This is a genomic window from Intrasporangium flavum (genome assembly GCF_001956915.1).
GTDB lineage: Bacteria > Actinomycetota > Actinomycetes > Actinomycetales > Dermatophilaceae > Monashia > Monashia flava.
Map to the genome: position 1 here is coordinate 325,275 of NZ_MLJO01000003.1, position 26,136 is coordinate 351,410.

The 26,136-nt window shown below is 72.6% G+C and carries 23 protein-coding genes and 1 other RNA gene; 11 read left to right on the forward strand and 13 right to left on the reverse strand.

Annotated elements, in window-relative coordinates:
- Positions 1-47: 47 nt before the first annotated feature.
- From BIV28_RS03165 to BIV28_RS03180, 4 genes are all read left to right on the forward strand, one after another.
- Positions 48-890, forward strand: a complete 843-nt coding sequence (locus BIV28_RS03165; protein ID WP_076259187.1) for a hypothetical protein — start codon at positions 48-50, stop codon at positions 888-890.
- A gap of 64 nt (positions 891-954) precedes the next feature.
- Entirely contained in the window at positions 955-2,190 is a 1,236-nt protein-coding gene (gene fahA / locus BIV28_RS03170; protein ID WP_076259461.1) for a fumarylacetoacetase, read from the forward strand.
- Between the two features lie 37 nt (positions 2,191-2,227).
- Positions 2,228-3,478 (forward strand): arginine deiminase, encoded by a 1,251-nt coding sequence (locus BIV28_RS03175; RefSeq protein WP_076259189.1) that lies wholly within the window; start codon positions 2,228-2,230, stop codon positions 3,476-3,478.
- A gap of 96 nt (positions 3,479-3,574) precedes the next feature.
- Positions 3,575-4,423 (forward strand): DinB family protein, encoded by an 849-nt coding sequence (locus BIV28_RS03180; protein ID WP_076259190.1) that lies wholly within the window; start codon positions 3,575-3,577, stop codon positions 4,421-4,423.
- A 66-nt stretch (positions 4,424-4,489) separates the two neighbouring features.
- On the opposite strand, the gene BIV28_RS03185 is transcribed toward BIV28_RS03180, so the two are convergent.
- Together BIV28_RS03185 and BIV28_RS03190 are read right to left on the reverse strand one after the other, a co-directional pair.
- A complete protein-coding gene (locus tag BIV28_RS03185; RefSeq protein WP_076259192.1) occupies positions 4,490-6,067 on the reverse strand; it encodes a DHA2 family efflux MFS transporter permease subunit in 1,578 nt (525 codons plus the stop codon).
- Between the two features lie 228 nt (positions 6,068-6,295).
- Positions 6,296-7,141, reverse strand: a complete 846-nt coding sequence (locus BIV28_RS03190) for an RDD family protein (protein ID WP_076259193.1) — start codon at positions 7,139-7,141, stop codon at positions 6,296-6,298.
- A 101-nt stretch (positions 7,142-7,242) separates the two neighbouring features.
- On the opposite strand from BIV28_RS03190, the gene BIV28_RS03195 reads away from it, so the two are divergent.
- Complete coding sequence (locus BIV28_RS03195) at positions 7,243-8,727, forward strand: amino acid permease (protein ID WP_076259195.1); 1,485 nt, start codon at positions 7,243-7,245, stop codon at positions 8,725-8,727.
- Positions 8,728-8,787: 60 nt separating this feature from the next.
- Here BIV28_RS03195 and hppD read toward each other — a convergent pair whose 3' ends face one another.
- Positions 8,788-10,032 (reverse strand): 4-hydroxyphenylpyruvate dioxygenase, encoded by a 1,245-nt coding sequence (gene hppD / locus BIV28_RS03200; protein WP_076259197.1) that lies wholly within the window; start codon positions 10,030-10,032, stop codon positions 8,788-8,790.
- A 107-nt stretch (positions 10,033-10,139) separates the two neighbouring features.
- On the opposite strand from hppD, the gene BIV28_RS03205 reads away from it, so the two are divergent.
- Both BIV28_RS03205 and BIV28_RS03210 read left to right on the forward strand, forming a co-directional pair.
- Entirely contained in the window at positions 10,140-10,667 is a 528-nt protein-coding gene (locus BIV28_RS03205) for an Lrp/AsnC family transcriptional regulator (RefSeq protein WP_076259199.1), read from the forward strand.
- Positions 10,664-12,022, forward strand: coding sequence for an alpha-amylase family glycosyl hydrolase (locus BIV28_RS03210; RefSeq protein WP_242652741.1), 1,359 nt, complete (start codon positions 10,664-10,666; stop codon positions 12,020-12,022). Before BIV28_RS03205 ends, BIV28_RS03210 begins: the two co-directional genes overlap by 4 nt.
- 59 nt (positions 12,023-12,081) lie before the next feature.
- Here BIV28_RS03210 and BIV28_RS03215 read toward each other — a convergent pair whose 3' ends face one another.
- From BIV28_RS03215 to BIV28_RS03250, 8 genes are all read right to left on the reverse strand, one after another.
- The gene (locus BIV28_RS03215; RefSeq protein ID WP_076259200.1) at positions 12,082-13,935 is read right to left on the reverse strand and encodes a bifunctional metallophosphatase/5'-nucleotidase; all 1,854 of its coding nucleotides are present in this window, start codon (positions 13,933-13,935) and stop codon (positions 12,082-12,084) included.
- 203 nt (positions 13,936-14,138) lie between these two features.
- Positions 14,139-15,899, reverse strand: coding sequence for a DEAD/DEAH box helicase (locus BIV28_RS03220; protein ID WP_076259202.1), 1,761 nt, complete (start codon positions 15,897-15,899; stop codon positions 14,139-14,141).
- 144 nt (positions 15,900-16,043) lie between these two features.
- Positions 16,044-16,979, reverse strand: coding sequence for a zinc metalloprotease (locus BIV28_RS03225; RefSeq protein WP_076259203.1), 936 nt, complete (start codon positions 16,977-16,979; stop codon positions 16,044-16,046).
- 117 nt (positions 16,980-17,096) lie between these two features.
- Positions 17,097-17,408: a DUF3039 domain-containing protein gene (locus BIV28_RS03230; protein WP_076259205.1), complete on the reverse strand. Its 312-nt coding sequence runs from the start codon at positions 17,406-17,408 to the stop codon at positions 17,097-17,099.
- Positions 17,405-18,226: a glutamate racemase gene (locus BIV28_RS03235; RefSeq protein ID WP_076259207.1), complete on the reverse strand. Its 822-nt coding sequence runs from the start codon at positions 18,224-18,226 to the stop codon at positions 17,405-17,407. Before BIV28_RS03235 ends, BIV28_RS03230 begins: the two co-directional genes overlap by 4 nt.
- An 11-nt stretch (positions 18,227-18,237) precedes the next feature.
- Positions 18,238-18,798 carry a YqgE/AlgH family protein gene (locus tag BIV28_RS03240; RefSeq protein ID WP_076259208.1) on the reverse strand — a complete coding sequence of 187 codons (561 nt, stop codon included), beginning with the start codon at positions 18,796-18,798 and terminating at the stop codon, positions 18,238-18,240.
- Between the two features lie 50 nt (positions 18,799-18,848).
- A complete protein-coding gene (locus BIV28_RS03245; protein WP_076259210.1) occupies positions 18,849-21,140 on the reverse strand; it encodes a DEAD/DEAH box helicase in 2,292 nt (763 codons plus the stop codon).
- 294 nt (positions 21,141-21,434) lie between these two features.
- Positions 21,435-21,830: a hypothetical protein gene (locus BIV28_RS03250; protein WP_076259212.1), complete on the reverse strand. Its 396-nt coding sequence runs from the start codon at positions 21,828-21,830 to the stop codon at positions 21,435-21,437.
- A 94-nt stretch (positions 21,831-21,924) separates the two neighbouring features.
- On the opposite strand from BIV28_RS03250, the gene BIV28_RS03255 reads away from it, so the two are divergent.
- Together BIV28_RS03255 and trxA are read left to right on the forward strand one after the other, a co-directional pair.
- The gene (locus BIV28_RS03255) at positions 21,925-22,575 is read left to right on the forward strand and encodes an SIMPL domain-containing protein (RefSeq protein WP_076259213.1); all 651 of its coding nucleotides are present in this window, start codon (positions 21,925-21,927) and stop codon (positions 22,573-22,575) included.
- A gap of 28 nt (positions 22,576-22,603) precedes the next feature.
- Positions 22,604-23,008: a thioredoxin gene (gene trxA / locus BIV28_RS03260; protein ID WP_076259215.1), complete on the forward strand. Its 405-nt coding sequence runs from the start codon at positions 22,604-22,606 to the stop codon at positions 23,006-23,008.
- Between the two features lie 94 nt (positions 23,009-23,102).
- Here trxA and ssrA read toward each other — a convergent pair.
- Positions 23,103-23,469: a transfer-messenger RNA gene (ssrA, locus tag BIV28_RS03265) on the reverse strand.
- A 247-nt stretch (positions 23,470-23,716) separates the two neighbouring features.
- On the opposite strand from ssrA, the gene BIV28_RS03270 reads away from it, so the two are divergent.
- On the forward strand, positions 23,717-24,004 hold the full coding sequence (locus BIV28_RS03270; protein WP_076259216.1) for a biotin/lipoyl-containing protein: 288 nt from the start codon (positions 23,717-23,719) through the stop codon (positions 24,002-24,004).
- On the opposite strand, the gene BIV28_RS03275 is transcribed toward BIV28_RS03270, so the two are convergent.
- Positions 23,985-24,836: a winged helix-turn-helix transcriptional regulator gene (locus BIV28_RS03275; RefSeq protein ID WP_076259218.1), complete on the reverse strand. Its 852-nt coding sequence runs from the start codon at positions 24,834-24,836 to the stop codon at positions 23,985-23,987. The two genes, BIV28_RS03270 and BIV28_RS03275, sit on opposite strands and share 20 nt — an antisense overlap.
- 52 nt (positions 24,837-24,888) lie before the next feature.
- Here BIV28_RS03275 and BIV28_RS03280 point away from each other — a divergent pair, with 52 nt between their 5' ends.
- The gene (locus tag BIV28_RS03280; protein WP_076259219.1) at positions 24,889-26,133 is read left to right on the forward strand and encodes an MFS transporter; all 1,245 of its coding nucleotides are present in this window, start codon (positions 24,889-24,891) and stop codon (positions 26,131-26,133) included.
- Positions 26,134-26,136: the final 3 nt, after the last annotated feature.

Here is a 26,136-nt window from a genome sequence, read left to right on the forward strand (position 1 = left end):
GGACGTGTACGTATCACTACGGCAACAGTGGAGTACGCTCCGGAACCATGTCAAGGACGCCGTTCGCGCCCCTGTTCGACCGTCTCGTCGACGACGCGGCGGTCTTCCCACCCGGCAACGCGGCGCTCGACGTCGCCGTGCGCGAGCACCTCGACCGTCGCACGACCGGCCACGGTCCGCACGTCGGACCGCTCCTCGTCCCCGCGGCTTCCGCCGCCGAGCTCGTCGCCCTCGCGGCCGCCGACGGGCGCCCCGCCACCGAACCGCTCGCGGTCTCGCTCGTCGTGCGCCCCGGGTCGCCCGGCGAGGCGCTCGCCGACGCCGTCGGCGTGCTGCGCGACGACGAGCGGGTGCTCGTCACGGCCGGGGAGGTCGGCTGGTCCGCAGGATGGCGCGCCCTTCTCGAACTCGAGGTCCCCCTCGTCGTCGAGGTCGGCACCGGCGCCGAGCAGGAGCGCGCGCTCGACGACCTCGCCGAGGCCGTCGACGCCGACCACGACGTCCGGGCCAAGTTCCGCACCGGGCCCACGCCGACGTGGCCCTGGCCCGACGAGGCCGCCCTCGGCGCCTTCCTCGACGCCGCGGTCCTGCGCGGCCTGTCCTTCAAGCTGACCGGCGGCCTGCACCACGTCGTGCGCGGCCGCTACGAGAGCGAGCCGATGCACGGCCTGCTCAACGTGCTGCTCGCCGTCCACGAGGCCCTCGACGGCGCCGAGGCGCCGCACCTGGCCGCCACCCTCGGGCGCACCGACACCGAGGTGCTGGTCGGCGCTGTCTCCTCGCTCGGGCCCGACGACGCGGGCCGGGTGCGCCGCGCCTTCTCGTCGTACGGCTGCTGCGGCGTCCTCGACCCGCTGCACGAGCTCGAGGCCCTCGGCCTGGTCCCCTGAACCGCCGGCACCACCTGCCCGCCCTCCCGCACGAGTTCCTCACCACGACAAGGAGATCGACGTGATGACGACGTGGCTCGACGTCCCCGCCGACCACCCCTTCGGCATCCACACCCTCCCGTACGGCGTCTTCAGCACGGCCGACGACCCGGACCGCCGCGTCGGCGTGCGCATCGGCGACCTCGTGCTCGACGCCGGCAAGGTGGCGGCGATCGGCCGCGACGCCGGGTTCGTCGGCGAGGGCCCCGACCTCGCCACCGCCTGGCTGACGCCCAGCCTCAACGCCTTCCTCGCCCTCGGGCGTCCGGCGTGGACGGCGGCCCGGCAGTGGCTCATCGAGGTCCTCTCCGACGACGTCCACCGCGACGGCGTCGCGCCCCACGTGCACCCGCTGGCCGACGTCACCCTGCACCTGCCGGTCGAGGTCGCCGACTACGTCGACTTCTACGCCAGCGAGGACCACGCGTCCAACGTCGGGAAGGTCTTCCGCCCCGACAATGCGGCCCTCCCGCCGAACTGGAAGCACCTGCCGATCGGCTACCACGGGCGCTCGGGCACCGTCGTCGTCTCGGGCACCGACGTCGTGCGGCCCACCGGCCAGCGCAAGGGACCGAACGACCCGGCGCCGGTGTTCGGCCCGAGCACCCGCCTCGACATCGAGGCCGAGCTCGGCTACGTCGTCGGGGGCGCCACCGAGCTCGGCAGCCGGGTGTCGGTCGACGACGCCCCGGACCACCTCTTCGGCGTCGTCCTGCTCAACGACTGGAGCGCCCGCGACCTGCAGGCCTGGGAGTACGTGCCGCTCGGCCCGTTCCTCGGCAAGTCGTTCGCGACCACCGTGTCGGCCTGGGTCACCCCGCTCGAGGCGCTCGACGCCGCGCGGGTGCCACTGCCCGGCCAGTCCGACCCGGAGGTGCTGCCCTACCTTCGCGGCGACGCCTTCGGCCTCGACGTGCACGTCGAGGTCGCCCTCAACGGCACCGTGGTCAGCCGGCCCGAGCACCGCGTCATGTACTGGTCGCCGGCCCAGATGCTCGCCCACCTCACCGTCAACGGCGCCTCGCTGCGCGACGGCGACCTCTTCGGCTCCGGCACGATCTCCGGGCCGGAGAAGGACACGCGCGGCTCGCTGCTCGAGCTGACGTGGAACGGCACCGACCCCCTGCACCTGCCCGACGGGTCGACGCGCGGATTCCTCGAGGACGGCGACACCGTGACGCTGACGGCCTGGGCCCCCGGACCCGACGGCGCCCGCATCGGCATCGCCGAGGCCACCGGCACGATCCGACCCGCCCGCTGACCCACCGGCTCCCCTGACCCCCACCGGAAGGACCGACATGGCGCAGACCCCGACGACCCTCGGCGTCCACTCCGAGGTGGGCCGGCTGCGCGCCGTGCTGGTCTGCCGGCCCGGGCTGGCCCACCGCAGGCTGACCCCGAGCACCGCCGAGGACCTCCTCTTCGACGACGTCATGTGGGTCGAGAAGGCCCAGGCCGACCACGCCGACTTCGTCGCCCAGCTGCGCGGGCTCGGCGTCGAGGTCCTCGAGCTGCACGACGTGCTCGCCGAGACCCTCGCCATCCCGGCCGCCCGGCAGTGGCTGCTCGACCGCAAGATCGTCGCGAACACCGTCGGGCTCGGCCTCGTCGAGGGCACCCGCGCCTTCCTCGACTCGCTCGACCCGGCGCGCCTCGCCGAGCTGCTCATCGGGGGCCTCGCCATCGGCGACCTGCCCGGCGAGTTCCGCACGCCCTACGTCCGGCTCGCGCTCGAGCACGCCGGGGTCCGCGACTACCTCATGCCGCCGCTGCCGAACACCCTCTACACCCGCGACACGACGTGCTGGCTCTACGGCGGCCTCACCCTCAACCCGCTCTACTACGCCGCCCGTCGCGAGGAGACGCTCCTCTACAAGGCCGTGTACACCTTCCACCCGCGCTGGTCGGGCTCGACGGTGTGGTGGGGCGACCCCGAGCAGGACTGGGGCCGTGCGACGCTCGAGGGCGGCGACGTCATGCCGGTCGGCAACGGCACCGTCCTCCTCGGCATGGGCGAGCGCACCTCGCGCCAGGCCGTGAGCCAGGTCGCTGCGGCCCTCTTCGCCCGCGGGGCCGCCGAGCACGTCGTCGTGGCCGCGCTGCCGAAGCTGCGCGCCGCCATGCACCTCGACACCGTCTTCACCTTCGCCGACCGCGACGTCGTGACGCTGTACCCGGCGATCATGGACCGCGTCCACACCTTCAGCCTCCGCCCGACCGACGCCGCGCCGGGGATCGAGGTCACCGACGAAGGGGGCACGCCGTTCGTCGACGTCGTGGCCCGGGCGCTCGGCCTCGACCGCCTCCGCGTCATCGAGACCGGTGGCGACGAGTACGCCTCCGAGCGCCAGCAGTGGGACAGCGGCAACAACGCCGTGGCCGTCTCGCCGGGCGTCGTGTTCACCTACGACCGCAACACGACGACGAACGCCCTGCTGCGCCGCGCCGGGATCGAGGTCATCACCATCGTCGGCTCCGAGCTCGGGCGCGGCCGCGGCGGTGGGCACTGCATGACGTGCCCGATCGTGCGCGACCCCGTCGACTACTGACCCTCGCCGGCGACCGCCCCCGCGGCCCTCCCCGTCGACGCCGCGGCTCGGTTCCTCCGGACGCCGAACGTCCGGTTCCCGGTCTACGGTCGCGCCATGAGCGATACGACAGGGAGGCCGGGACAGCCCGGCGGGGAGCACGTCGGGCAGGACCTGCACGGGTCACGCTTCGAGCGGACCGACCTGCAGGACAGCACCTTCCGGGCCGTCGACCTGCGCGGGTCGAGCTTCGAGAAGGTCCACCTCACCGATGCCACCGTCCGGTTCAGCGAGCTGCGCCGGGTCGTCATGCGCGGCGTCGAGCTGGAGGACGTCGACATCACCGGCGAGCTGCTCAACGTGACGGTCAACGGCGTCGACGTCGTGCCGCTCGTCGAGGCCGAGCTCGACCGGCGCGACCCGGCCCGGCCGAAGATGCGCCCCACCGACCCGGACGGGTTCCGCGAGGCGTGGGACGTCGTCGAGCACCTCTGGGAGGGAACGGTCGAGCGGGCCCGCACGCTGCCACCGGAGCAGCTGCACGCGTCGGTCGGCGGCGAGTGGTCGTTCGTCGAGACGCTGCGCCACCTCGCCTTCGCGACCGACGCGTGGGTCGGTCGGGGCGTCCTCGGCGACCCGGCGCCGTGGCACCCGCTCGACCTGCCGTGGGACGACATGCCCACGACACCCGGCGTGCCCTGCGACCGGCAGGCCCGGCCCACCCTCGACGAGGCGCTGGAGCTGCGGCTCGGACGGATGGCCACGGTGCGCGAGGTCGTCGACCGCATCGACGAGCACGGCCTCGACCGGATGACGACGCCGGTCGACGCCCCCGGCTGGCCCCCGCCCGGACGCTCCTTCCAGGTGCGCGACTGCCTGCTCGTCGTGCTCAACGAGGAGTACCACCACCGGCTCTTCGCCGAGCGCGACCTCGCGGCCCTCGCCGCGTCCTCCGACGCCCCGTGACATCCCTGACACACCAGCGCCCCCACCCGATCGGGTGGGGGCGCTGGTGTGCGGCGTCAGGACGCGTCAGTGCAGGACGACCGGCGCGGCAGGCGCGTCGGCGTCGGCCTCGAGCGCGACCGGCTCCTCGTGCCGGCGGGGCAGGAACCACGCCGCGACGAGGGTCGCGGCGCAGAGGATCGCCGCGATGAGGAACGTCCGGCCGTAGACGTCGGCGAGCTCGCTGACCGCCTGGGCCATCCCCTGCGGGCCGAGCCGGTCCTTGATCGACGGGTCGAACTGGGCGCCGAGCACGGCCCCGGCCCGCGGCGAGCCGTTGAGGTAGTTGGTGAAGACGACCGAGATGACGGCGACCCCGATCGAGCTCGCGATCTGCTGGGTGATGTTGAGCAGCGTGGACCCGCGCGCCACCTGGTGGTGGGTCAGCGTCTTGAGCGCCGAGGTCATGATCGGCATCATCGTGCCGCCCATGCCGAGGCCCATGACGAACAGCACCGGGATGATGAAGCCCCAGTAGCTCGTGTCGGGCCCGACCTGGGTCAGTGCGAACATGCCGGCGACGATGGCCACCAGACCGAACGGGACGATGCGCCCGACCGGGAAGCGGTCGGCGAGCGCCCCGGCGACCGGCATCGTCAGCATCGCGCCGATGCCCTGCGGCACCATGAGGTAGGCGGCGTGCAGGGGCGTCTCGGCCCGGACCTGCTGGAGGTACTGGGGCACGAGGAGCAGACCGCCGAAGAAGGCCGCGCCGAAGAGGAACATCGTGATCGTCGCGACGGTGAGGCGCCGGTTGGAGAAGAGGCGCAGGTCGAGCAACGGGTGCTGCGGGCGGAAGCTGTAGAGCACGAACGCGATGATCATGACGAGGCCGACGAGGCCGGGCACGAGGACCTTGGCCGAGGCGACGGTGCGCTCGCCGGGGATCGAGCTGACGCCGTAGAGGAAGAGCGCGAGGCCCGGCGACATGAGCAGCATGCCGATGACGTCGAAGGACTCGGACGGCTCGGGCCGGTCGGACGGCAGCGCCCACATCGCGTAGCCGACGGCGACGATGCCGATCGGCACGTTGATGAGGAAGATCCAGTGCCACGAGTAGTTGTCGATGAGCCAGCCGCCGAGGATCGGGCCGAAGATCGGACCGAGGAGCATCGGGATGCCGAGCACCGCCATGAGCCGGCCCATCCGCTCGGGGCCGGCCGCACGCGTCATGATCGTCATGCCGAGGGGCATGAGCATGCCGCCGCCCAGACCCTGCAGGACGCGGTAGGCGATGAGCACCTCGATCGACCCGGCGGCCGCGCAGAGCGCCGAGCCGGCCGTGAAGAGGATGACGGCCATGATGTAGAGCCGCTTGGTGCCGAACCGGTCGGCGGCCCAGCCGGTGAGCGGGATGACGGTGGCGAGCGCCAGCGTGTAGGCCGTGACGGTCCAGGCGACCGTGGAGTAGGCGAGCGGCTCGCCGCCCGGCTCGGCGAAGACGGTCTGGAACTTCGTCAGCGCGATGTTGACGACCGTGATGTCGAGGATCGACATGATCGCACCGAGCACGACGACGCCGGCGACCTTGAGGACCGCGGCGTCGAGCTTGTCGGGATGGCCGGGCGAGACGCCCGCCGGGGTCGGGGTGGTGGTTGAGGACACAGCGGTGCTCCGGACTCGAGGTGGAGTGTGGGCACGGCGTCGGCGCCGTGGGGGCGGTGGTGACCGCGCGAACGACATTGTGCCCGCAACCACCGACAACGGGACAAACCGTTTTCGCCGACGGCGTGCGGGGCACGCCGGATGTACCGCCTGCCCGGCTGTGGGCCGCACGCGCGACGCGCCCCCACCGGGCCGGTGGGAGCGCGTCGCGTTTGCGGGCGGGAGGCCTCAGCCCTGCCGGCGCGGCTGCTTGCCCTCGACGACCTGGGTGCTCGCGACCTTGTCGTGCAGCGCCTGGCGCTTGTCGTCCCACAGCGGCCACAGGTAGTCGATGAGCGACAGGATGCTGACGAACTGGCCGGCGAGCGGCACGAGTCGCCGCATCACGGCGGTGCCGAGCGGGAGCGGTCCGGGCTCGCTCATGCGACGGACGCTGATGCCGAGCGCCATCTTGCCGGGCGTCTGGGCCGTGGTGGTCCAGAAGACGAGGCAGTAGGCGGAAACGACGAGCCACAGCACGATGCTGAACTGGAGCGTCGGGCCGAGGATCTCGCTCTGCATCTGCTGCACGGCGGCCTGGTCGCCCCGCGCCGCCGCGTCGAACATGTCGCTGAACGAGCGCTGCAGGTTCGGGGTGGCGGCCCAGGCGATGGCGCCGCCCACGATCGCGAGGATGACCCCGTCGATGAGCCAGGCCGCGAATCGCTTGCCCCACGAGGCGAGCGGGACCCCGTCGGCGGTCGTCTTGACGTTGTACATCCACTGCGCCCCACCCTGCGGAGCGCCCGGGTACTGGGGTGCCTGCTGGTACGGAGCCTGCTGGTACCCCTGCTGGCCCTGCCAGCCGCCCTGCGGCATCGGCGTCGTCGGCGTCGGGGCCCCGGGCTGCGTCGGGGCCGCGGCTCCCGTGGCGTCGGTGCCGGCGTCGGCGCCGTAGGGGCGACCGATCGTGCTCTGGGGGGCGGTCGGCGACTTCTTCGGCGCGGTGTGGTTGGTCCACGTGACCCCGTCCCAGTACCGGAGCATGTCGGGGTTGCTGGGGTCGTCGTACCACCCGGAGGGCTGCTGGCTCATGGCTCAACTCTGCCACGCCGCAGGCCTCGCGCCGTGCTGCCGCGAGGACCGCGGCCGGACCGTGTCCTGCGCGCGGCGCCGGCCTGTCCTAGCGTGTCCGGATGACCTCCGAGAACTCGGTCCTGCGCACCAAGCCCGTCGAGGACGTCCTGGCCCAGGCCGGTGGACCCGACGGCGAGAGCGGCTCCGGCACGTCGGACGCGGGACGCCTGCACCGGCGGCTCGGCGCCCGCGACCTCATGGGCTTCGGCATCGGGATCGTCATCGGCACCGGCATCTTCACGCTGACCGGCATCGAGGCCAAGAACCACGCCGGCCCGGGCATCGTCGTCTCCTTCGCGCTCGCGGGGCTCGTCAGCCTCCTCGCGGCGCTCTGCTACGCCGAGCTGGCCTCGGCCGTCCCGACGGCCGGCTCGGCCTACACGTACGCCTACGCGACGATCGGCGAGCTGTTCGCCTGGATCATCGGCTGGGACCTCATCCTCGAGTTCGCCCTCGGCGCAGCCGTGGTCGCCCGCGGGTGGTCCGGCTACCTCCAGGAGCTGTTCGACCTGCCGACGAGCCTCTTCGGCGAGAGCGCCCCGGTCAACGTCGGGGCCGTGGCGATCGTCGTGCTGCTCGGGGTCGTGGCCGTGCTCGGGATCCGCGAGAGCGCGCGACTGACCAACCTGCTCGTCGCGGTCAAGGTGCTGGTGTGCGTCTTCGTCGTCGTCGTGGGCGCCTTCTTCGTCAAGGCGGCCAACCTCACGCCGTTCATCCCGGCGCCGCAGCCGGTCCCGACCGGCACCTCCGGCCTGCAGCAGCCGTTGAGCCAGGCGCTCTTCGGCATCGAGCCCACGGCCTTCGGCATGGCGGGGGTCCTCACGGCGGCGGCGGTCGTCTTCTTCGCCTACACCGGGTTCGAGGCTGTGGCCAACCTCGGCGAGGAGACCCGTCGACCGGCGCGCGACCTGCCCCTCGGGCTGCTCGGCACCCTCGGCATCTGCACCCTGCTCTACGTCGCCGTGTCGTTCGTCATCACCGGCATGGTCCCCTACCGCACGCTCAACGAGGGGGCGCCGATCGCCAGCGCGTTCGGGGCGGTCGGGGCCGGCTGGGCGGCCTCGCTCATCTCGGTGGCGGCGGTCGCCGGGCTCACGTCCGTCATCCTCGTCGACATCGTCGCCATGGGGCGCATCGGGTTCTCGATGGGCCGTGACGGCCTCATCCCGCGATCGGTCGCCGCGGTCCACCCGCGGTGGGGCACGCCGTGGAAGATCACGATCGGCACGGTCGTGCTCATCGGGCTGCTCGCCGGGTTCCTGCCGCTCAAGGTGCTCGCCGACCTCGTCAGCATCGGCACGCTCTTCGCGTTCGTCGTCGTGTCGGTGGCGGTACCGATCCTGCGACGCACGAAGCCGCAGCTGCGGCGCCCCTTCCGGGTACCCCTGTCGCCGCTCGTGCCCGCCCTGTCGGCGCTGGCGTGCGTCTACCTCATGACGAACCTGTCGGTCGAGACCTGGCTGCGCTTCCTGGCCTGGATGCTGCTCGGGTTCCTCGTCTACTTCCTCTACGGACGCCGGCACGCCCGGCTCAACCGAGGCTGAGCCGGGCGTGCCGGGCGTGCCGGGCGTGCGGGTCCTGAGCGTCGCGCTGGGGCGAGGACCTCAGAGGTTGCCGCGCTTGTCCTGCTCGCGCTCGATCGCCTCGAAGAGGGCCTTGAAGTTGCCCTTGCCGAAGCCGAGCGAGCCGTGCCGCTCGATGAGCTCGAAGAAGACGGTGGGGCGGTCGCCGAGCGGCTTGGTGAAGATCTGCAGGAGGTAGCCGTCCTCGTCGCGGTCGACGAGGATCTTGCGAGACTGGAGCTCCTCGATCGGCACCCGGACCTTGCCGATGCGCTCGCGCAGCTCGGGGTCCTCGTAGTAGCTGTCGGGGGTGTCGAGGAACTCGACGCCGTTGGCGCGCAGGGCATCGACGGTCGCGAGGATGTCGTTCGTCGCGACGGCGAGGTGCTGGGCGCCGGCACCGCGGTAGAACTCGAGGTACTCGTCGATCTGGCTCTTCTTCTTGGCGATGGCCGGCTCGTTGAGCGGGAACTTGACCCGGTGGTTGCCGTTGGCCACGACCTTGCTCATGAGCGCCGAGTAGTCGGTGGCGATGTCGTCGCCGATGAACTCGGCCATGTTCACGAAGCCCATGACGCGGTTGTAGAAGCCGACCCACTCGTCCATGTGGCCGAGCTCGACGTTGCCGACGATGTGGTCGAGGGCCTGGAACAGACGCTTGGGCTGGCCCTCGCGACGGACGTGGGTCGAGGAGGCCGGCTCGTAGCCGGGCAGGTACGGGCCCGCGTAGGTCTGGCCGTCGACGGTGCGCTGGACCAGCGTGTGGCGGGTCTCGCCGTAGGTCGCGATCGCGGCGACGCGCACGGTGCCGTGCTCGTCGGTGTGGTTCGCCGGCTCCTCGAGCACCGTGGCGCCGGCCGTGCGGGCCTGGGCGATGCACTTGTCGACGTCGGGCACCTCGAGGGCGATGTCGACGACGCCGTCGCCGTGGCGGCGGTGGTGGTCGGCGAGGGGGCTGTCGGGGTCGACGGCACCCTTGACGACGAAGCGGATCGAGCCGCTGCGCAGGACGAACGCCTTGTGGTCGCGGTTGCCGTTCTCGGGGCCCGAGTAGGCGACGAGCTCCATGCCCCAGGCGCTCTGGTAGTAGTGCGCGCTCTGGGTGGCGTTGCCGGCGACGAAGACGATCGCGTCCCAGCCGGTGACGGGGAAGACATCGGTGTTCTCGTCGTACTCGACGAGTCCGACGAGCTGCTTGAGCTGGTCGAGGTCGAGGTCGGCCTCGCGCTCCTGCTGGGTGCGGTCGTCGGTGAGGTCGGCTGCCTGAGACGGCATCGTGTCAGTCATGGCGGGAGCGTGACCGACCACGCCGCGATGGTCAACTGGGCGACGCGCATCTGGGCAGCATGCACAAAGTGTTGACCGTTCGGTGCCTTCCACTGGACAATGTGCCCATGTCGTCGCCGACCCCAGGACCCACGCCCCGGCCCCCGGTCGACGCCCTCGACTGCCGCATCCTGCTCCTGCTCCTGCACGAGCCGGGCATCGGCGTGCTCGGGGCCTCCCGCCGGCTCGGCGTGGCCCGCGGCACGGTCCAGGCCCGGCTCGACCGGCTCCAGCGCACCGGCGTCCTGCGCTCGATGGCCCCCGACGTCGACCCGGCCGCGCTCGGCTACCCGGTCACCGCGTTCTGCACCCTCGAGATCCGGCAGGGTCGCGGCGGCCACTCCCCCGTCGTCGAGCACCTCGCGGCGATCCCCGAGGTGCTCGAGGCGCACACCATCACCGGCTCCGGCGACGTGCTCATCCGCATCGTCGGGCGCGACAACGCCGACCTGCAGCGCGTCATCGACCGCGTCGTCGACGACGAGCACGTGACCCGCGCCTCCACCGTCATCTCCCTCGCCACCCGGCTCGACCACCGCACCGTCCCGCTCGTCGAGCACCTGCTCGACCTCGCCCGAGGAGGCACCGCCCCGTGACGCCCGACCCGACGCCCGACCAGACGCCCGACCCCGCCCTCGTCACCACGCCCGACCTCACGACGCCGCTGCCGGCCGTGCGGCTCACCCACCCCGAGTGGACCCGCGCGGCCACGGTCTACCAGGTCAACCAGCGCAACCTGACGCCCGAGGGCACCTTCCGCGCCGCCGAGGCGCACCTGCCCCGCATCCGCGACCTCGGCATCGACGTCGTGTGGATCATGCCGGTCAACCCGATCGGCGAGGTCAACCGCAAGGGCCCGCTCGGCAGCCCCTACGCCGTGCGCGACTACCTCGCGGTCAACCCGGAGTTCGGCACCCTCGCGGACCTGCGCCACTTCGTCGACACCGCCCACGACCTCGGCCTCAAGGTGATCCTCGACTGGGTGGCCAACCACACCGCCTGGGACAACCCCCTCGCCGAGGACCACCCCGAGTGGTACGCCCGCGACTGGAAGGGCGACTTCCGCCCCACCCCGTGGTGGGACTGGGAGGACATCATCGACCTCGACTACGACCAGCCCGGCCTGCGGCGGTACATGGCCGACGCCATGGCCTACTGGGTGCGCGAGGCCGACGTCGACGGGTTCCGTTGCGACGTCGCGGGATTCGTGCCGCTCGACTTCTGGGAGGGCGTGCGCGCCGAGCTGGACGCCATCAAGCCCGTGTTCATGCTCGCCGAGTGGGAGTCGCGCGACCTGCACACCCGCGCCTTCGACATGACCTACGCGTGGAGCTGGAACGAGACGATGCACCGCATCGCGATGGGCAAGGCCGACGTCGAGGCCCTCAAGGTGTACTACGCGTGGAACGACCGCTTCTACCCGCGCGACGCCTACCGCATGACGTTCGTCAGCAACCACGACAAGAACGCGTGGGAGGGCACCGAGTACGAGCAGTTCGGCGACGCCCTCGAGGCCGCCATCGTGCTGTCGGTCGTCGGCGAGGGCGTGCCCCTCGTCTACAACGGGCAGGAGGCCGGCAGCGACAAGCGTCTCGCCTTCTTCGACAAGGACCTCATCGAGTGGCGCGAGGACCCGCAGGGCGAGCTCTACCGCACCCTCTTCGCCCTGAAGAAGGCGCACCGGGCGCTGTGGAACGGCGCGTGGGGCGGGCGGATGGTGCGCGTGCCGAACAGCGACGAGGCGTCGGTCATCGCCTTCGTCCGCGAGGCCGAGGGCGACCGCGTCTTCGCCGCCTTCAACCTCTCCCCCACCGAGGCCACGGTGACCCTCGGCGAGGGCCCGCAGGCCGGCTCGTGGGCCGACGCCTTCGACGGGACGCCGGTGGCGCTGTCCGTCGGCGACACCCTGACGCTCCCGGCGTGGGGCCACCGGGTGCTCGTCGGCGCCTGAACGCACGAGGGCTCCCCACGACATCGGTCGTGGGGAGCCCTCGCCGCGTGGGCGGCCCGTCAGCTGTTGGTGACGGTGATCGGCGCGCCGTTGCTGACGAGGCGCCAGTCGGTGCTGGAGAAGGTCGCCGGGTCGATGACCTTGTTGGCCGTGGCCCAGTCGATGAGCAGCTGGCGGATCTCGATCTGCCGGTTGTAGACGACCGGGGCCGTCGTGACGCCGGGGAAGCCACCGCCGCCGGACTGCCGGTAGTTGTTGATCGCCACGACGAACCGGGCGTCGGAGGCGACCGGAGCCCCGCCGTAGGCGAGGTTCGTGATGCGCGAGCCGACCGCCTTGGCCAGGTCGATGTCGTAGGTGAGGTCGGCGTCGAGGCCGCCCATGATGTCGTAGTTGTAGTCGGGCGTGCCGCCGGCGTTCGTGATGGCGTCGGCCGCGACCGGTCCGGTGCCGGAGTAGGTCTGGAAGTAGGACGCGCTCTTCTCGAGGTAGTCCTTGACCTGGGCGCCGGTCAGCACGATGCCGAGCAGGGTGTTGTCGTAGATGTAGAGGCCCGCGACGTCGCGGATCGTCACGTCGCCCTGCGGGATGGCCGCGAGCTTGTTGAACGGCGCGGCGATCGACAGCATCGGCAGCGCGCCCTCGGGCGTGCCTGCGAGGGCCTTCTTGACGGCGTCGGCCTGGACGTAGTTGATGAAGTCCATGGCCGGGGTGTCCTCGTAGCGCGACGTGGCCGCGGACATCGCCTGCGTGCACGTGCCGATGACGCCGTTGACGTAGGCGAGCACCTTCTCGTGCGCGGCCTTGACCGCCCCGGTGACGGCCGGGTCCTCGGGCACGGCGTTGGCGTTCCAGAGGCGGCCGGCGGAGTCGACGACCTGCCACTGGCCACGGACCTTCTGCAGCGAGAGCGTCATCTCCGCGACGCGCATGCCCCAGTAGAGCGGCTCGACGAGGAGCACCGGCTTGCCGGTCTGGGCGTTCGTGGCCTTGTCGACGACCTCGACGTGCGAGTGGCCGACGAGGACGGCGTCGATGCCGGGGACCTGCTCGGCCATGAGCCGGCTGGCGTTCTCGACGTACGGCAGGGCATCGCCCCACGAGGACTTGCCGTTGGTGCCGGAGTGGCACGAGACGATGACGACGTCGGCGCCCGCGGCCTTGAGGCGGGGCACGAAGACCTTGGCCTGCTCGATGATGCCGGGGAACTTCAGCCGTCCGTCGACGTTGGCCTTGTCCCAGATCGCGACGCCCGGGGTGACGAGGCCGAGGATGCCGACCTTGATCGGCTTGCGGTCCTCGAGCTTGACGGTCTTGATGACCCACGGCTTGAAGGCCGGCGCGCCGGTGTTCCAGTCGACGGTGTTGGCCGACAGGAGCGGGAAGTCGAGCTGGCTTTCGAAGGCGCGCAGCGTCTCGATGCCGTAGTTGAACTCGTGGTTGCCGAGCGCGGCGGCGTCGTAGCCGACCTGGTTCATCGCGGCGGCCATCGGGTGGGTGGCCCCGCCGGTGATCGGGTCGATCTTGGCGTAGTAGTACGCGAGCGGGGTGCCCTGGATCGTGTCGCCGGCGTCGAGGGTCAGGGTGGACGCGGCCCCGAGGTCGGCGCGGCGCATCTTGATGACCGAGGAGGCCTTGGCGATGCCGATGTCGTTGTGCGTCTTGTCGTCGTACTCGCGGTTGTTGAAGTAGTCCCAGTTGAAGACGTTGCCGTGCAGGTCGGTGGTGCCGAGGACGGTGAGGGTGACGACCTCGCCGTCGGTGCCCGGGCCCTGACCGGCGGTGCCGGCCGCGCCGGCGGGCGAGGCCGCTGCCACCGTGGCGATGCCCGCGCCGCCGACCGCTGCCATCGCGAGCAGCTGTCGACGCGTCGTCGGCGAGGAGAGGAAGTCGGGGGTCTCGTTGGTGCTCATGTCGTCCTTGTCTGCCGCGCCGGGGTGCTGCGCGGGGTCACGATGCGGTGTGGGGGTCGGCCCCGCCGGGGCGGGACGGGCCTGACCCTAGCCGCGGCCGGGGACGAACGGGGCGATGGGGACCGGCCGCCTTCGTGAACAGCCGGTGACGGCGCGTGTCGGCGCGTGACGGCGCGTGACGGCGCGTGAGGTCGCCTCAGCGCTCAGCGCCGGCCGACGAGCCAGAGCCGGATCTTCTCGATCCGCTCGGTGACCTGCTCGGTGCTCGCGGCCGCGAGGTCGGGCCCGCCGCACGCGCGGCGCAGGTCCATGTGGACGTTGGCGTGCGGGTAGCCCTTCTGCCGGGCGTAGGCGCCGACGAGCTGGTTGAGCTCCTTGCGCTGCGCGGCGAGCGCGCGGTGCGCGGCCACCGGGACCGGCCCCGCGGCGTCCTTGGGCGCCTTGCGCACCTGCTTGCTCTGGCGCTCGCGGAGCAGCTGGGCGACCTGGTCGGGCTCGAGCAGGCCGGGCAGGCCGAGGTAGTCCTGCTCGTCCTCGGAGCCGACCTCGGCGTGCATCCCCCACTGCTGCTTGTCGAAGAGCACGTGGTCGAAGTGCGCCTCCGACTCGAGCGCCTCGAACTGGCCCTCGGCGAGGTCGCCGCTCGCCTTCTCCGGGCGCGCGGCCTCGTCGAGCAGCGCCTGCTCCTCGGCCCACATCTGCGCGACGTCGTCGGGGTTGGGCTTGCGGTCGAGGGCGTGGTCGCGCTGCTCCTCGAGGCGCTGGGCGTGGTCGAGGACGACCGGCACCGAGGGCAGGAAGACCGACGCGGTCTCGCCGCGGCGACGAACACGCACGAAGCGACCGACGGCCTGGGCGAAGAAGAGCGGCGTCGAGGTCGAGGTGGCGTACACGCCGACGGCCAGGCGCGGCACGTCGACGCCCTCGGACACCATCCGCACGGCGACCATCCACCGCGACGTGCCGTTCGAGAACTCCTCGATGCGCTTCGAGGCGCCCTGGTCGTCGGAGAGCACGACGGTCGGCGACTCGCCGGTCAGCCCCCGGAGGTGGGCGGCGTAGGCCCTGGCCTGGGTCTGGTTGCTGGCGATGACGAGCGCCCCGGCGTCCTCGACGTGCCGGCGCACCTCGGTGAGGCGCTTGTCGGCTGCGGCGAGGACCGCCGGGATCCACTCGCCCTTGGAGTCGAGCGCCGTGCGCCACGCGTTGGCCACGGCGTCCTTGGTCATCGGCTCGCCGAGGCGCGCCTCGAGCTCGTCGCCGGCCCGGGTGCGCCAGCGCATCGTGCCGCCGTAGGCCATGAAGAGGACCGGGCGCACGACGCCGTCGCGCAGCGCCTCGGCGTAGCCGTAGGCGTAGTCGCTCGAGCTGACGAGCGTGCCCTCGGCGTCGAGCTCGTAGGTGACGAACGGGATGGGCGAGGTGTCGGAGCGGAACGGCGTGCCGGTGAGCGACAGGCGCCGGGCCGCGGGCTCGAAGGCCTCGCGGATGCCGTCGCCCCAGCTCTTCGTGTCGCCACCGTGGTGCACCTCGTCGAGGATGACGAGGGTCGGCCGGGACGTGGTCAGTTCGCGGTGCAGCGACGGGCGCGAGGCGACCTGGGCGTACGTGACCGCGACGCCGTGGTAGTCCTCGCTGTGCCGCCCGATGCTGTTGCTGAACTTCGGGTCGAGGCTGATCCCGACGCGTGCGGCGGCGTCGGCCCACTGCGTCTTGAGGTGCTCGGTGGGCGCGACGACGGTGACCCGGTGCACGATGCCGGCCGAGAGCAGCTCGGTGGCGACGCGCAGGGCGAAGGTCGTCTTGCCGGCGCCCGGCGTGGCCACGGCGAGGAAGTCGCGCGGCGACTTGGCCTGGTAGAGGTCGAGGGCCTCCTGCTGCCAGGCGCGCAGCTTGCTCGCGGTACCCCACGCGGCCCGCTCCGGGAAGGCGGGTGGGAGGTGGAAGGCGGCCCCAGAACTCATAGGGCGCCCACGGTAGCCGCTCCCGTCCGGCGACATGCCGAGGCCCCGCCGTGTTGGCGGGGCCTCGGTCGGGATGCTATGTGCCGCAGTCGAGCCGGGCGCCGGCGAGCTCGTCGGCGGGCCGCGCGGCGGCGTCGTCGCAGGTCAGGCGCGGTAGGCCGTCCACTGCGCCTGCATGCGGGCCTTCTGGCCGGTCGTGAACTCGTTCATGCACGAGTCGTAGGTGTAGTCCATGAAGTTCTTGATCGGGTCGAGACCGGGGCTCGTGCACGTGTCGCGGCCGGTCGGGCAGCCGTAGGCCGGGCTCGCCTCGGCGGGGGTGTCGTCGACGTAGTCGCCCGAGCCGGAGCAGCCGCCCTGGAAGGTGTGGTAGAGCCCGAGCCAGTGGCCGACCTCGTGGGTCGCGGTGTCGCCCTGGTTGTAGTTCGTCGCGGAGCCGCCCGGCATCGAGGCGTTGAGCATGACGACGCCGTCCTGGGTGCCCGGGCTCTTCTTCGGGAACGTCGCCCAGCCGAGCAGGCCGTCGCCGATGTTCGCGGCGTAGAGGTTGAGGGCCGCCTTGCCGCCCTCGTGCAGGGCGTTCTTCATGTCACGCTCGGCCGTGGTCCCCGGGCTCACCGTGTACCACGTGGCGTTGTTCGTGACGTCGGTGCCGGCGAGGCGGAAGCTGAAGCCGGTGCCGCTGTAGGCGTTGTTGAGCACCGAGATCTGGCTGTTGATCGTCGAGGCGCTGATGGCCCCCTGCGAGCCACTCGTGATCGTGTGGAAGTACACGTCGATGACGGGGCTCGTGAAGGCACCACCGCCGCCGGGACGAGCCGCCGCGCCCGAGGAGGTCAGGCTCAGCCCCTTGGCGGCGAGGGCCTTGCCGAGGGCGGCCTCGTTCGCCCGCACCTGGGCGTCGGTCAGCTCGTGCGGGTCCTTCGCGGTGCCGTGCATGCTGCGGGCGCCGACCGCGGCCGGGTCGAGGCAGGCCGAGCCGGCCCGGACGTCGAGCGTCGGGGACGCCATCGCCGGGGCGGCGAGGGATGCGGCGACGAGCGCGAGCGGAGCAGCCAGCGCCAGTGAGCGGAGCTTCATGAGGGAGAACCTTTCTCGCTGTCACGCCACCCGATCGGGCGACGCTTGCCAGCGAGCGTAGGAACGCCAGGGTCAACGAGACCGCCGCAGCCGGTAAAGACTGCGTCAGGAATCCGCTCAGGACTCGCCGTCGCCGCCGCCGTCCTGCGGCTCGCGAAGTCCCTCGTAGATCTCCTTGCACACGGGGCACACGGGAAACTTCTGCGGGTCGCGCCCGGGCACCCAGATCTTGCCGCAGAGCGCGACGACGGGCTCACCGGTCAGCGCGCTCTCGAGGATCTTCTCCTTGCGAACGTAGTGCGAGAACCGCTCGTGGTCACCCGGTTCCTGGAGCTCCTCGCGGACCTCCTCGCGCTCGATCGTGGCCGTGCCCGTGCTGCGCAGCGGCTGCGGCTCGTTCTCGAAGGGGTCGGGAGGCATGGTGCTCATGTCGCGAGTGTAGGACGCGCCGCGGCTGCCTCGAGCAGGCGTGCGCCCGCCGGATAGGTGGCGAGGACACCCGGCAGGGTGCCCGGGCGACCGGACAGCAGCACCGCCTCGACGCCGGCCCGCGGGGCCGTCGGGTCGGGCTCCAGCCCGAGGCGCCGCAGCGTCTGGCGGGCCACCGCCACCGGCGAGTCGAAGATCGTGACGCCCGCCGGCACGGCGGCCGTGATGCGCTCGGCGACGAGCCCGTAGTGGGTGCAGCCGAGCACGAGCGAGCGCACTCCCGCGGGTGTCCGCTCGGCGGCCAGGGCGACCGCGGCCTCGACGGCGTCGAGGTCGCCGGACTCGATGGCCTCGGCGAGCCCGAGGGCCGCCACGGCGTGGGTCTCGACGTCGGCCGCGAACGCGTCGACGAGGCCGCGCAGGTAGTCGCTCGAGGTCGTCGCCGCGGTGGCCCACACCGCCACCGGGCCGCCCGCAGCGGCCGCCGGCCGGATCGCCGGCACGGTGCCGATGACCGGCACGTCGGGCTCGAGCTCGGCCCGCACGGCGTCGAGGCCGTGCACCGAGGCCGTGTTGCACGCGACGACGACGGCGTCGGGCTCGTGCTCGAGCGCCGCGCGGGCGAGGTCGAGCACGAGGCGCCGCACCTCGTCGGGATGCCGCGGGCCGTAGGGCATGTTGTCGGGGTCGAGCGCGAGCACGATCCCGAGGTCGGGCCGCAGGGTCAGCAGCGCGTCGGCGTAGGCGACGAGGCCCAGCCCGCTGTCGACGAAGGCGACGCGTCGGGGCCGGGTGGCACTCGCGGTGTCGGGGTGCATGGGCCTGCCCGTCAGTTCATCGAGGGGTCGTCGGGGAAGCTCGCGACGTAGGCGAGGCTGTCGCGCTGGCGCCGGAGCACGGACCGCCAGAGGTCGTCGGGGTCGGCGGTGAACGCGTCGCGCACCTCGGCGTCGACGACGTACCAGTCACCGCGCAGCACCTCGCCCTCGAGCTGCCCGGCGTCCCAGCCCGAGTAGCCGGCGAAGATCCGCATGCCGGCGAGCTCGGCCGCCACGACGGGCGTCGGGACGTCGAGGTCGACCAGGCCGATGGAGCCGAAGAGGCGCTTGACCCCGAGGGGCTCGGGCACGTCGCCGGGCACCGTCACGAGGCCGAGCGCCGACGACGTCGACACCGGCCCACCCTGGAAGATGACGTGCGGGGCCGTGACGACGCGCTCCCAGCCCGGCAGCACCGAGTCGACGCCGGCCGTCAGCGGCTTGTTGAGCACGACGCCCTGGGCGCCGCCCTCGTCGTGGTGGAGCATCAGCACGACCGAGCGATGGAAGACGTCACCGCCGACCGAGGGCGTGGCCACGAGCAGACGGCCGGTGTGGAAGCGCGGGCTCACGGGCCCAGCCTTCCACACCGGCCGTCGGGTGCTGCGAGGTGCTCGGTGGCTCAGAAGCGCGCGCCGCGGCGGTTCGGACGCTCGTCGTCGCCCCAGCGGGACACGAGGCCCTCGTCGCGGCCGCGACGCTGGTCGCGACCGTCGCGGTCGTCACGGCCCCGGTAGCCACCGTGGCCGCCGTGGTGCGGGCGGAACCCGCCGCGCGAGCCCTGGCGCGGACCGCGCGGGCCGGCCGGTCCGCGTCGGTGCTGCTTCGGGCCGGCGATGAGGCGCTGGAAGTCCTCCTCGGCGATGGCGACGCCGCTCGGCGTCGTGGCGCCGGTGGCCGCGATGATCGCGTCGCCGGGCGTGGCCCGCACCGGCGAGATGTCGAGGCCGGCGTCCTTGAGCTGGCGCTCCATGGTGCGACGCTGGTGCGGCAGGGCGAGGGTCACGACGGTGCCCTTGTCACCGGCGCGGGCGGTGCGGCCGGAGCGGTGCAGGTAGTCCTTGTGGTCGGCCGGCGGGTCGACCTGCAGGACGACCGAGACGTCGTCGACGTGGATGCCGCGGGCCGCGACGTCGGTGGCGACGAGCACCGGGAGGTTGCCGTCGCGGAAGGCGCCGAGGACGCGGTTGCGCTGGCCCTGGTTGAGGCCACCGTGCAGCGCGGCCGCCATGACGCCCTGCTCGCGCAGCTGGAGCGCGATGCGGTCGGCGCCGAGCTTGGTGCGGCAGAAGACGACGGTGCGGCCCTCGCGGTTGGCGACCTCGGCCGTGATGACCTTCTTGTGCTGCGGGTCGATGAGCAGGACGTGGTGCTCCATCGTCTCGACGGACGCCGTGGCGTCGTCGGTCGAGTGGACGACCGGCTCGTTGAGGTACTTGGCGACGAGGTCGTCGATGCCGCGGTCGAGGGTCGCCGAGAAGAGCAGGCGCTGGCCCTCGGTGGGGATCGTGTCGAGCGTCGTGGTGATCTCGGCCATGAAGCCCATCTCGGCCATGTGGTCGGCCTCGTCGAGGACGGTGATGGCGATGTCGTCCATCTCCACCGCGCCGCGCTCGAGCAGGTCGTTGAGGCGGCCCGGCGTCGCGATGAGGATGTCGATGCCCTTGTTGAGCGCGTTGATCTGCGTCGTGTAGCTCAGGCCACCGGCGACGAGCTTGTGGCGCAGGCCGGTGACGTGCACGAGCGGCTCGAGGGCGTCGGAGATCTGCATCGCGAGCTCACGCGTCGGCGTGAGGATCAGGGCGTGCGGTCGGCGCGGGCGCCGCGGCGTCTCGGCCTCGAGCAGCCGGGTGATGACCGGCAGGCCGAACGCGAGCGTCTTGCCCGAGCCGGTCTGGCCACGGCCGAGGACGTCCTTGCCCGCGAGGGCGTCGGGGATCGTCGCGGCCTGGATCGGGAACGGCGTCGTGATGCCGTCACGGGCGAGGCGCTCGACGAGCGGCTCGGGCAGGCCGAGGGCGGCGAAGCCGTTGTCGGCGGCCACCTCGACGGGGCTGTCGGACACGGACTTGCGCGTCGCCTTGGTCCAGGTGTCGGCGTCCATGCGCTCGGCCTCGGCGTCCTCGAAGCTCACCGGGGCGCGGTCGGCGTCACGGCCGAAGCCGCGGTCGTCGCGCTCGAAGCGGGGGCGGTCGAAGGAGCGTCGGTCGTCGCGGCGCTGGTAGCCGCGGTCACCACGGTCGTCGCGCTCGAAGCGCGGGCGGTCGAAGGAGCGTCGGTCGTCGCGACGCTCGAAGCCGCGCTCGCCACGGTCGCTGCGGTCGTCACGGCGCTGGTAGCCACGGTCACCGCGGTCGTCGCGCTCGAAACGGGGGCGGTCGTCACGACGCTGGTAGCCACGGTCACCGCGGTCGTCGCGCTCGAAACGGGGGCGGTCGTCGCGACGCTGGTAGCCGCGGTCGCCGCGGTCGTCACGGCGCTGGAAGCCACCGTCGCGACGGTCCTCGCGGTCCTGGCGCGGGCGGTCGAAGCCACGGCGGCCACGGTCGTCACGGTCGTCACGGCGCTGGAAGCCGCGGTCGCCCCGGTCGTCGCGGCGCTGGAAGCCGCGGTCGCCCCGGTCGTCGCGGCGCTGGAAGCCGCGGTCGCCGCGGTCGTCACGGTCGTCACGGTCGAAGGAGCGGCGGTCGTCACGGCGGTCGTCACGTCGGTCGTACGAGCGGTGCTCGTCGCGGGGGGCGCGCCACTCGCGGCCGCCGACGTGCGAGGTGCCGGACGAGGCCGGACGCGAGGTCTTGTGCGCCGGCTTGCCGCCGGGCGTGCTGCCGCGGTGCGGCTTCTTGGCCGCGGCGGCCTTCTTCTCGGTGGACCAGCGGGCCTTCTTGGGCGCGCCGGAGGAGGTGTGCTTGGACATGCGTGTTCAACTCTCTCTACAACTCGAGCAGACTTCGCCTCGAGCCGTGAGTCACAACCACGACCATGCAGACGAGCCTCAGGCGCAGCATCATCTGCGCCCCTTGGGTGTACCGGTGCACGGCATCTGTGCCGTCCGGCGATCGGATCCGCTCCGCGTCGGTTCCGGGCCGCGCCGTCGGCGCGGGCTTCCGGTGGGGTGTCACCCCGTCGCAAGGGCCTGCCCGCCGGGCATCCCCGGCGCCATCCCCTCCGTCGTGATCCGAGGAGACCTCGGAGTCGGATGCCAAAAAGTCTACCAGCGGCGGCGACGTGACCCGACCACGCCAGCCAGCACGAGCGCGCCCACCCCGACCCCCACACCCGCGAGGTCGACGACGGCGTCCCACACGTCTCCGGACCGCCCGGGCAGCGCCACGTGCTGGACCACCTCGCTCAACGGCGCGTGCACCGCGAAGACGAGGGCCGCCAGGCGCGCCGATCCCGTGGCGCGGCCGACGGCCCACGTCGGGACGGCGAAGACGAGCAGGTGGACGACCTTGTCGGTCCAGCTCACGGGCCCCTCGACCGTGACGACGGGCCAGTAGAGGACGGCGAGCTGGACGGCGACGGCGATCACCGCGAGCAGGACCCCGGAGCGCCGGAGCAGTGCCGTGGACGACGCGACGGAGGGCGTCGAGGGTGTCGTCATGGGACCCGAGTCTAGGTAGGTTCGGTCGCAGACCCGCCGCCGCCGGGGCACGCCGCAGGCGGACAGAGCACGCGGGCGGAGCAGGAGGACACCGATGGGCAGGCGCACGGTCACGGTCACCGGTTCGGGGCGCGCGAGCGCGACACCCGACGTCGTCCGGCTCGACCTGCGGGTCGGGCACGACGCGCCCGACGTCGCCACCGCGCTCGGCGGCGCGGCCACGGGCATCGCCGAGGTGGGCCGGGTGGCCCGCGAGCACGGCGTCGCGGACGCCGACATCCGCACCCTCGACGCGTCGGTGAGCCAGCGTTGGGACAACACCGGCACGCCCGTCGGCTTCACCGCCCAGCAGCGGCTCGGGCTCACGGTGCGCCGGCTCGAGGCCGTCGGCGAGGTGCTCGAAGCAGCCGCGGCGGCGGTCGGCAACGCCCTGCTCGTCGACCAGGTGCGCCTCGACGTCGCCGACCGGACCGACGCGCTGGCTCGGGCCCGCGACGCGGCCTTCGCCGACGCGCACACCCGCGCCGACCAGTACGCGACCCTCGCGGGCGCCGAGCTCGGCCGCGTGCTCGGCATCGCCGAGGGCGGCGCGGTGCCCCTGGCCGGGCCGCGGATGAAGTTCGCCGCGATGGCGGCCGACTCGGCGGGCGCCATGCCCGTGGAGGGCGGTGACCTGGAGATCGGCGCGTCCGTCACCGTCACCTGGGAGCTGGCCGGGGGCGCGACACCGCACGCGTCGGAATAGTTGGGCCCGCTCGTTCGTTGGAGGCGACATGGCAACCACTGACCTGACCGCCGAGACCTTCGAGAAGACCGTGCTCGACCACGACATCGTGCTCGTCGACTTCTGGGCGTCGTGGTGCGGCCCGTGCCGCCAGTTCGCCCCCGTGTACGACGCCGCGTCGCAGACCGGCGACAACGAGGGCATCGTGTTCGGCAAGGTCGACACCGAGGCCGAGCAGGCGCTCGCGTCGGCAGCCAACATCACCTCGATCCCCACCCTGATGGCCTTCAAGGAGGGCGTGCTCGTCTTCGCCCAGCCGGGCGCGCTGCCGCAGTCTGCGCTCCAGGACGTCATCGAGCAGGTCAAGGCCCTCGACATGGCCCCGATCAAGGCCCAGCTCGCCGAGCAGGGCGCGAGCCAGGGCGGCGCGGAGGCCGCGGGCGAGGCCTCCTGAGGCGGCCCTCCCCCGAACACACGAAAGGCGCCCCGGTGAGAACCGGGGCGCCTTTCGCATACCGCGAGCAACAGCGTGACGTGGCCACCACAGGTGGTGGAGGTGGCGGGAATTGAACCCGCGTCCGATGACGAGAGACCAGGGCTTCTCCGGGCGCAGTGCGCTGTGGATTTTCTCGGCCCCAGGGCTCGCACGCACGCGTCCCCTGACAGGCCCAGTCGAGAAGGAGTCCCGCACAGCCCCCCGACATGACTGCGCAGCAAGTTCCCTAGCTGACGCCAGGCACTGAGTCGGGAACTACCTCAGGCTGACGGACTTCGAGGCTCGCTCAGGCGGCGAGGGCGAAGTCGGTGCGCTTGGAATTGGCACCTATTGGTTTGCAAGGAGCGTTGACGAGATGACCTTGCATCCTCGGCCCGCTTCCCCTGGCGTGTCGACCACCGTCGAAACCGATCACCCCCATGGGGATGACCACGTCACGCTGTTCACTTGTCAAGCTCCCGCTCGCGCGGGAGTCCACAGTATGCACGAGGAACGTCCGGGGCGGCCATCGCATTCCCGCGGGCGCCGCGCGTTGCCGGCGCGTTGCCGGCGCGCTGCCGCCCTGTTGCCGCCCGCTCCCGCCGGTTACGACGGACCGGCCTTTCCCCTAGGCTGCGGGCCAGACCCGTCGCGCCAGGCCGGGTCGACAGCACCGGAGGAGGCCCGATGTCGCGCGAGACCCTGCGCGAGACGCCGACGGCCCGCCGGCTCCCGGCCCACGCGTCGGTCGGCGCGGGTTCGACCGACCGGCACGTGACCGCGCCCTTCGCCGGTGTCGTCGTGCCGGCCGTGCGCGTCGGGGACCGGGTGGCCGCAGGCCAGGTCGTCGCGACGATCGAGGCCATCAAGATGGAGGCCGCGATCACGAGCCCGTGGCCGGGCACGGTCGCGCGGCTCGACGTGTCGGCGTACCAGCCCGTCGAGGGCGGCGACGTCATCGCCGAGGTGCGCTGACCGATCGCACCAGGGCCAGCGCGTCCTCGACCGAACCCGTGACGTCGGGGACCGGGAACAGCGTGCCGCGCACGACCCGGTCGCGGTCGACGACGAACGTCAGGCGCCGCAGTCGGGTCGTGCCGCCGGCCCGGAACGTCGGCAGGCGCAGGGCGGTGGTCAGCTCGAGCTCGGCGTCGGACAGCAGCGGGAAGGCGATGCGGTTGCGCGCGGCGAAGTCGGCCTGCTCACCGGCGCGCTGGGTGGAGACACCGACGACGGCGGCCCCGGCGTCGGCGAACTCCCCGAGCCGGTCGCGGTAGGTGCACGACTCGAGGGTGCAACCGACGCCGCCGGGCACCTCGTCGGCCCCGGGGAAGCCGGTGCCCGGATAGCAGTAGACGACGGTGAAGGGGGCGTCGTGGGCCACCGGGTCGAGCCCGGCCAGGTGCGGCACGGTGCGCCCGACGAGGCCGGCGACGCGCGCCGCCTCGGTGGAGACCTGCGCGGCGAGGGCGCTGGGCCGGCCGTCACCGAGCAGCCACGCATCGCCGAAGTCCTGGAGCGCGACGAGCACGGGCAGCGCTCCGCGACCCCGCGGCGTCAGGACGTAGTCGTGGCGTGGCGGGTGGTCGGTGTACCGGCGCCGTTCGAGCAGGCCGTCGTCGACGAGGGCCTCGAGCCGCTGGGCCAGCACCTTGCGCGAGATGCCGGTCTCCTGGACGAGCTGGTCGAACCGGGTGCGGCCGCCGGCGACGTCGCGCAGCACGAGGAGCGTCCACGGGTCGCCGAGCACGCCGACGGCCTGGGCGATGCCGCAGGGGTCGTCGGGGTCCGGACGTCGGGTGCTCACCCACCCATCCTAGTCAGTTCCCAAACGAAACTGACTGTGGTCTGATGGGCGCGTGACCGCGCCGCCCGCACCACCCGCACCCCTCCGCTCCCTGCCCCGCGTCGTCTGGGTCCTGGCCGCCGGCCGGTTCGTCAGCTCGGCGAGCAGCTTCCTCATGCTCTTCCTCGTCCTCTACCTCACCGGCCCGCGCGGGCTGGCCGTCGTGCCCGCCGGCGTCATCGCCGGCAGCAACGGCGTCGGCGCTCTCCTCGGCAACCTCACCGGCGGACGCTTCGGCGACCGGTACGGGCACCGGCGGGCCCTGCTCGTGGCCGCGAGTGCGGTCGGCGTCCTCACCGCGACGATCCCGTGGCAGCCGGTGCCCCTGCTCGCCGTCACGATGCCGCTGACGGGCTACCTCGGCGCCGTCGCGTCGCTGAGCCAGGGCGCCCTCGCGGCGCTCGCGGTCCCCGCAGGCTCGCGCCGGCCCGCGGTGGCCGTGAGCCGGGCGGCCTCCAACGCCGGGTTCGTCGTCGGCCCTCCCCTCGGCGCCCTCCTTGCGGCGTCCGGGTTCGACGCCCTCTTCGTCGTCGACGGCGTCCTCACCCTCGTCCTGCGCCACGTGGTCTCGCGGATGCTCCCCGACGAGCCGCCCGTCACCCGGGCACCGGACGCGCCGGCCGGGCTGTGGCGGGCGGTGCGCGGTGACCGGGCCCTCGTCGTGCTGCTCGCCGGGGCCGTCCTCGTCGACCTCGTGTACCGGCAGCTCTACTCGACGCTGCCGCTGCACCTGCGCGACGCCGGGCAGCCGCTCGGCCTCTACACCGGACTCGTGGCCGTCGGGTCCGGGCTGATCCTGCTGCTCGAGATCCCGGTCGCGCTCTGGCTGCGGCACCGGCCCGCCGTGCCGATCATCGCCACCGGGTACGCCCTCGTGGCCGTGGGGTTCGCGGTCTTCGGCTGGCACGGGGTCGGCGTCGCAGCCGCGGCCGTCACCGGCATGGTCGTGCTCACCGCAGGCGAGATCCTCTACAAGACGACGGCCACGGCGCACGTGCTCGACGCCGCGCCAGACCACCTGGTCGGCGGGTACCAGGGCCTGTACACCGCCGCGGCGACCAGCGGCTCGATGCTGTCGGCTCCGCTCGGCGGCGCGCTCTACGCGGCGCGGCCCGACCTGCTGTGGCCGGCCTGCGGCGTCGTGGCGGGCACGGGCGCGCTGCTGGCGGTCGCCTCCGGACGCCTCCGTCAGCAGCGTGTATCACCGAGCGCCGTTGTGCCCACTGTCAGTTCGCGAGCGTCGCGTCTCGGGGGCTGACCG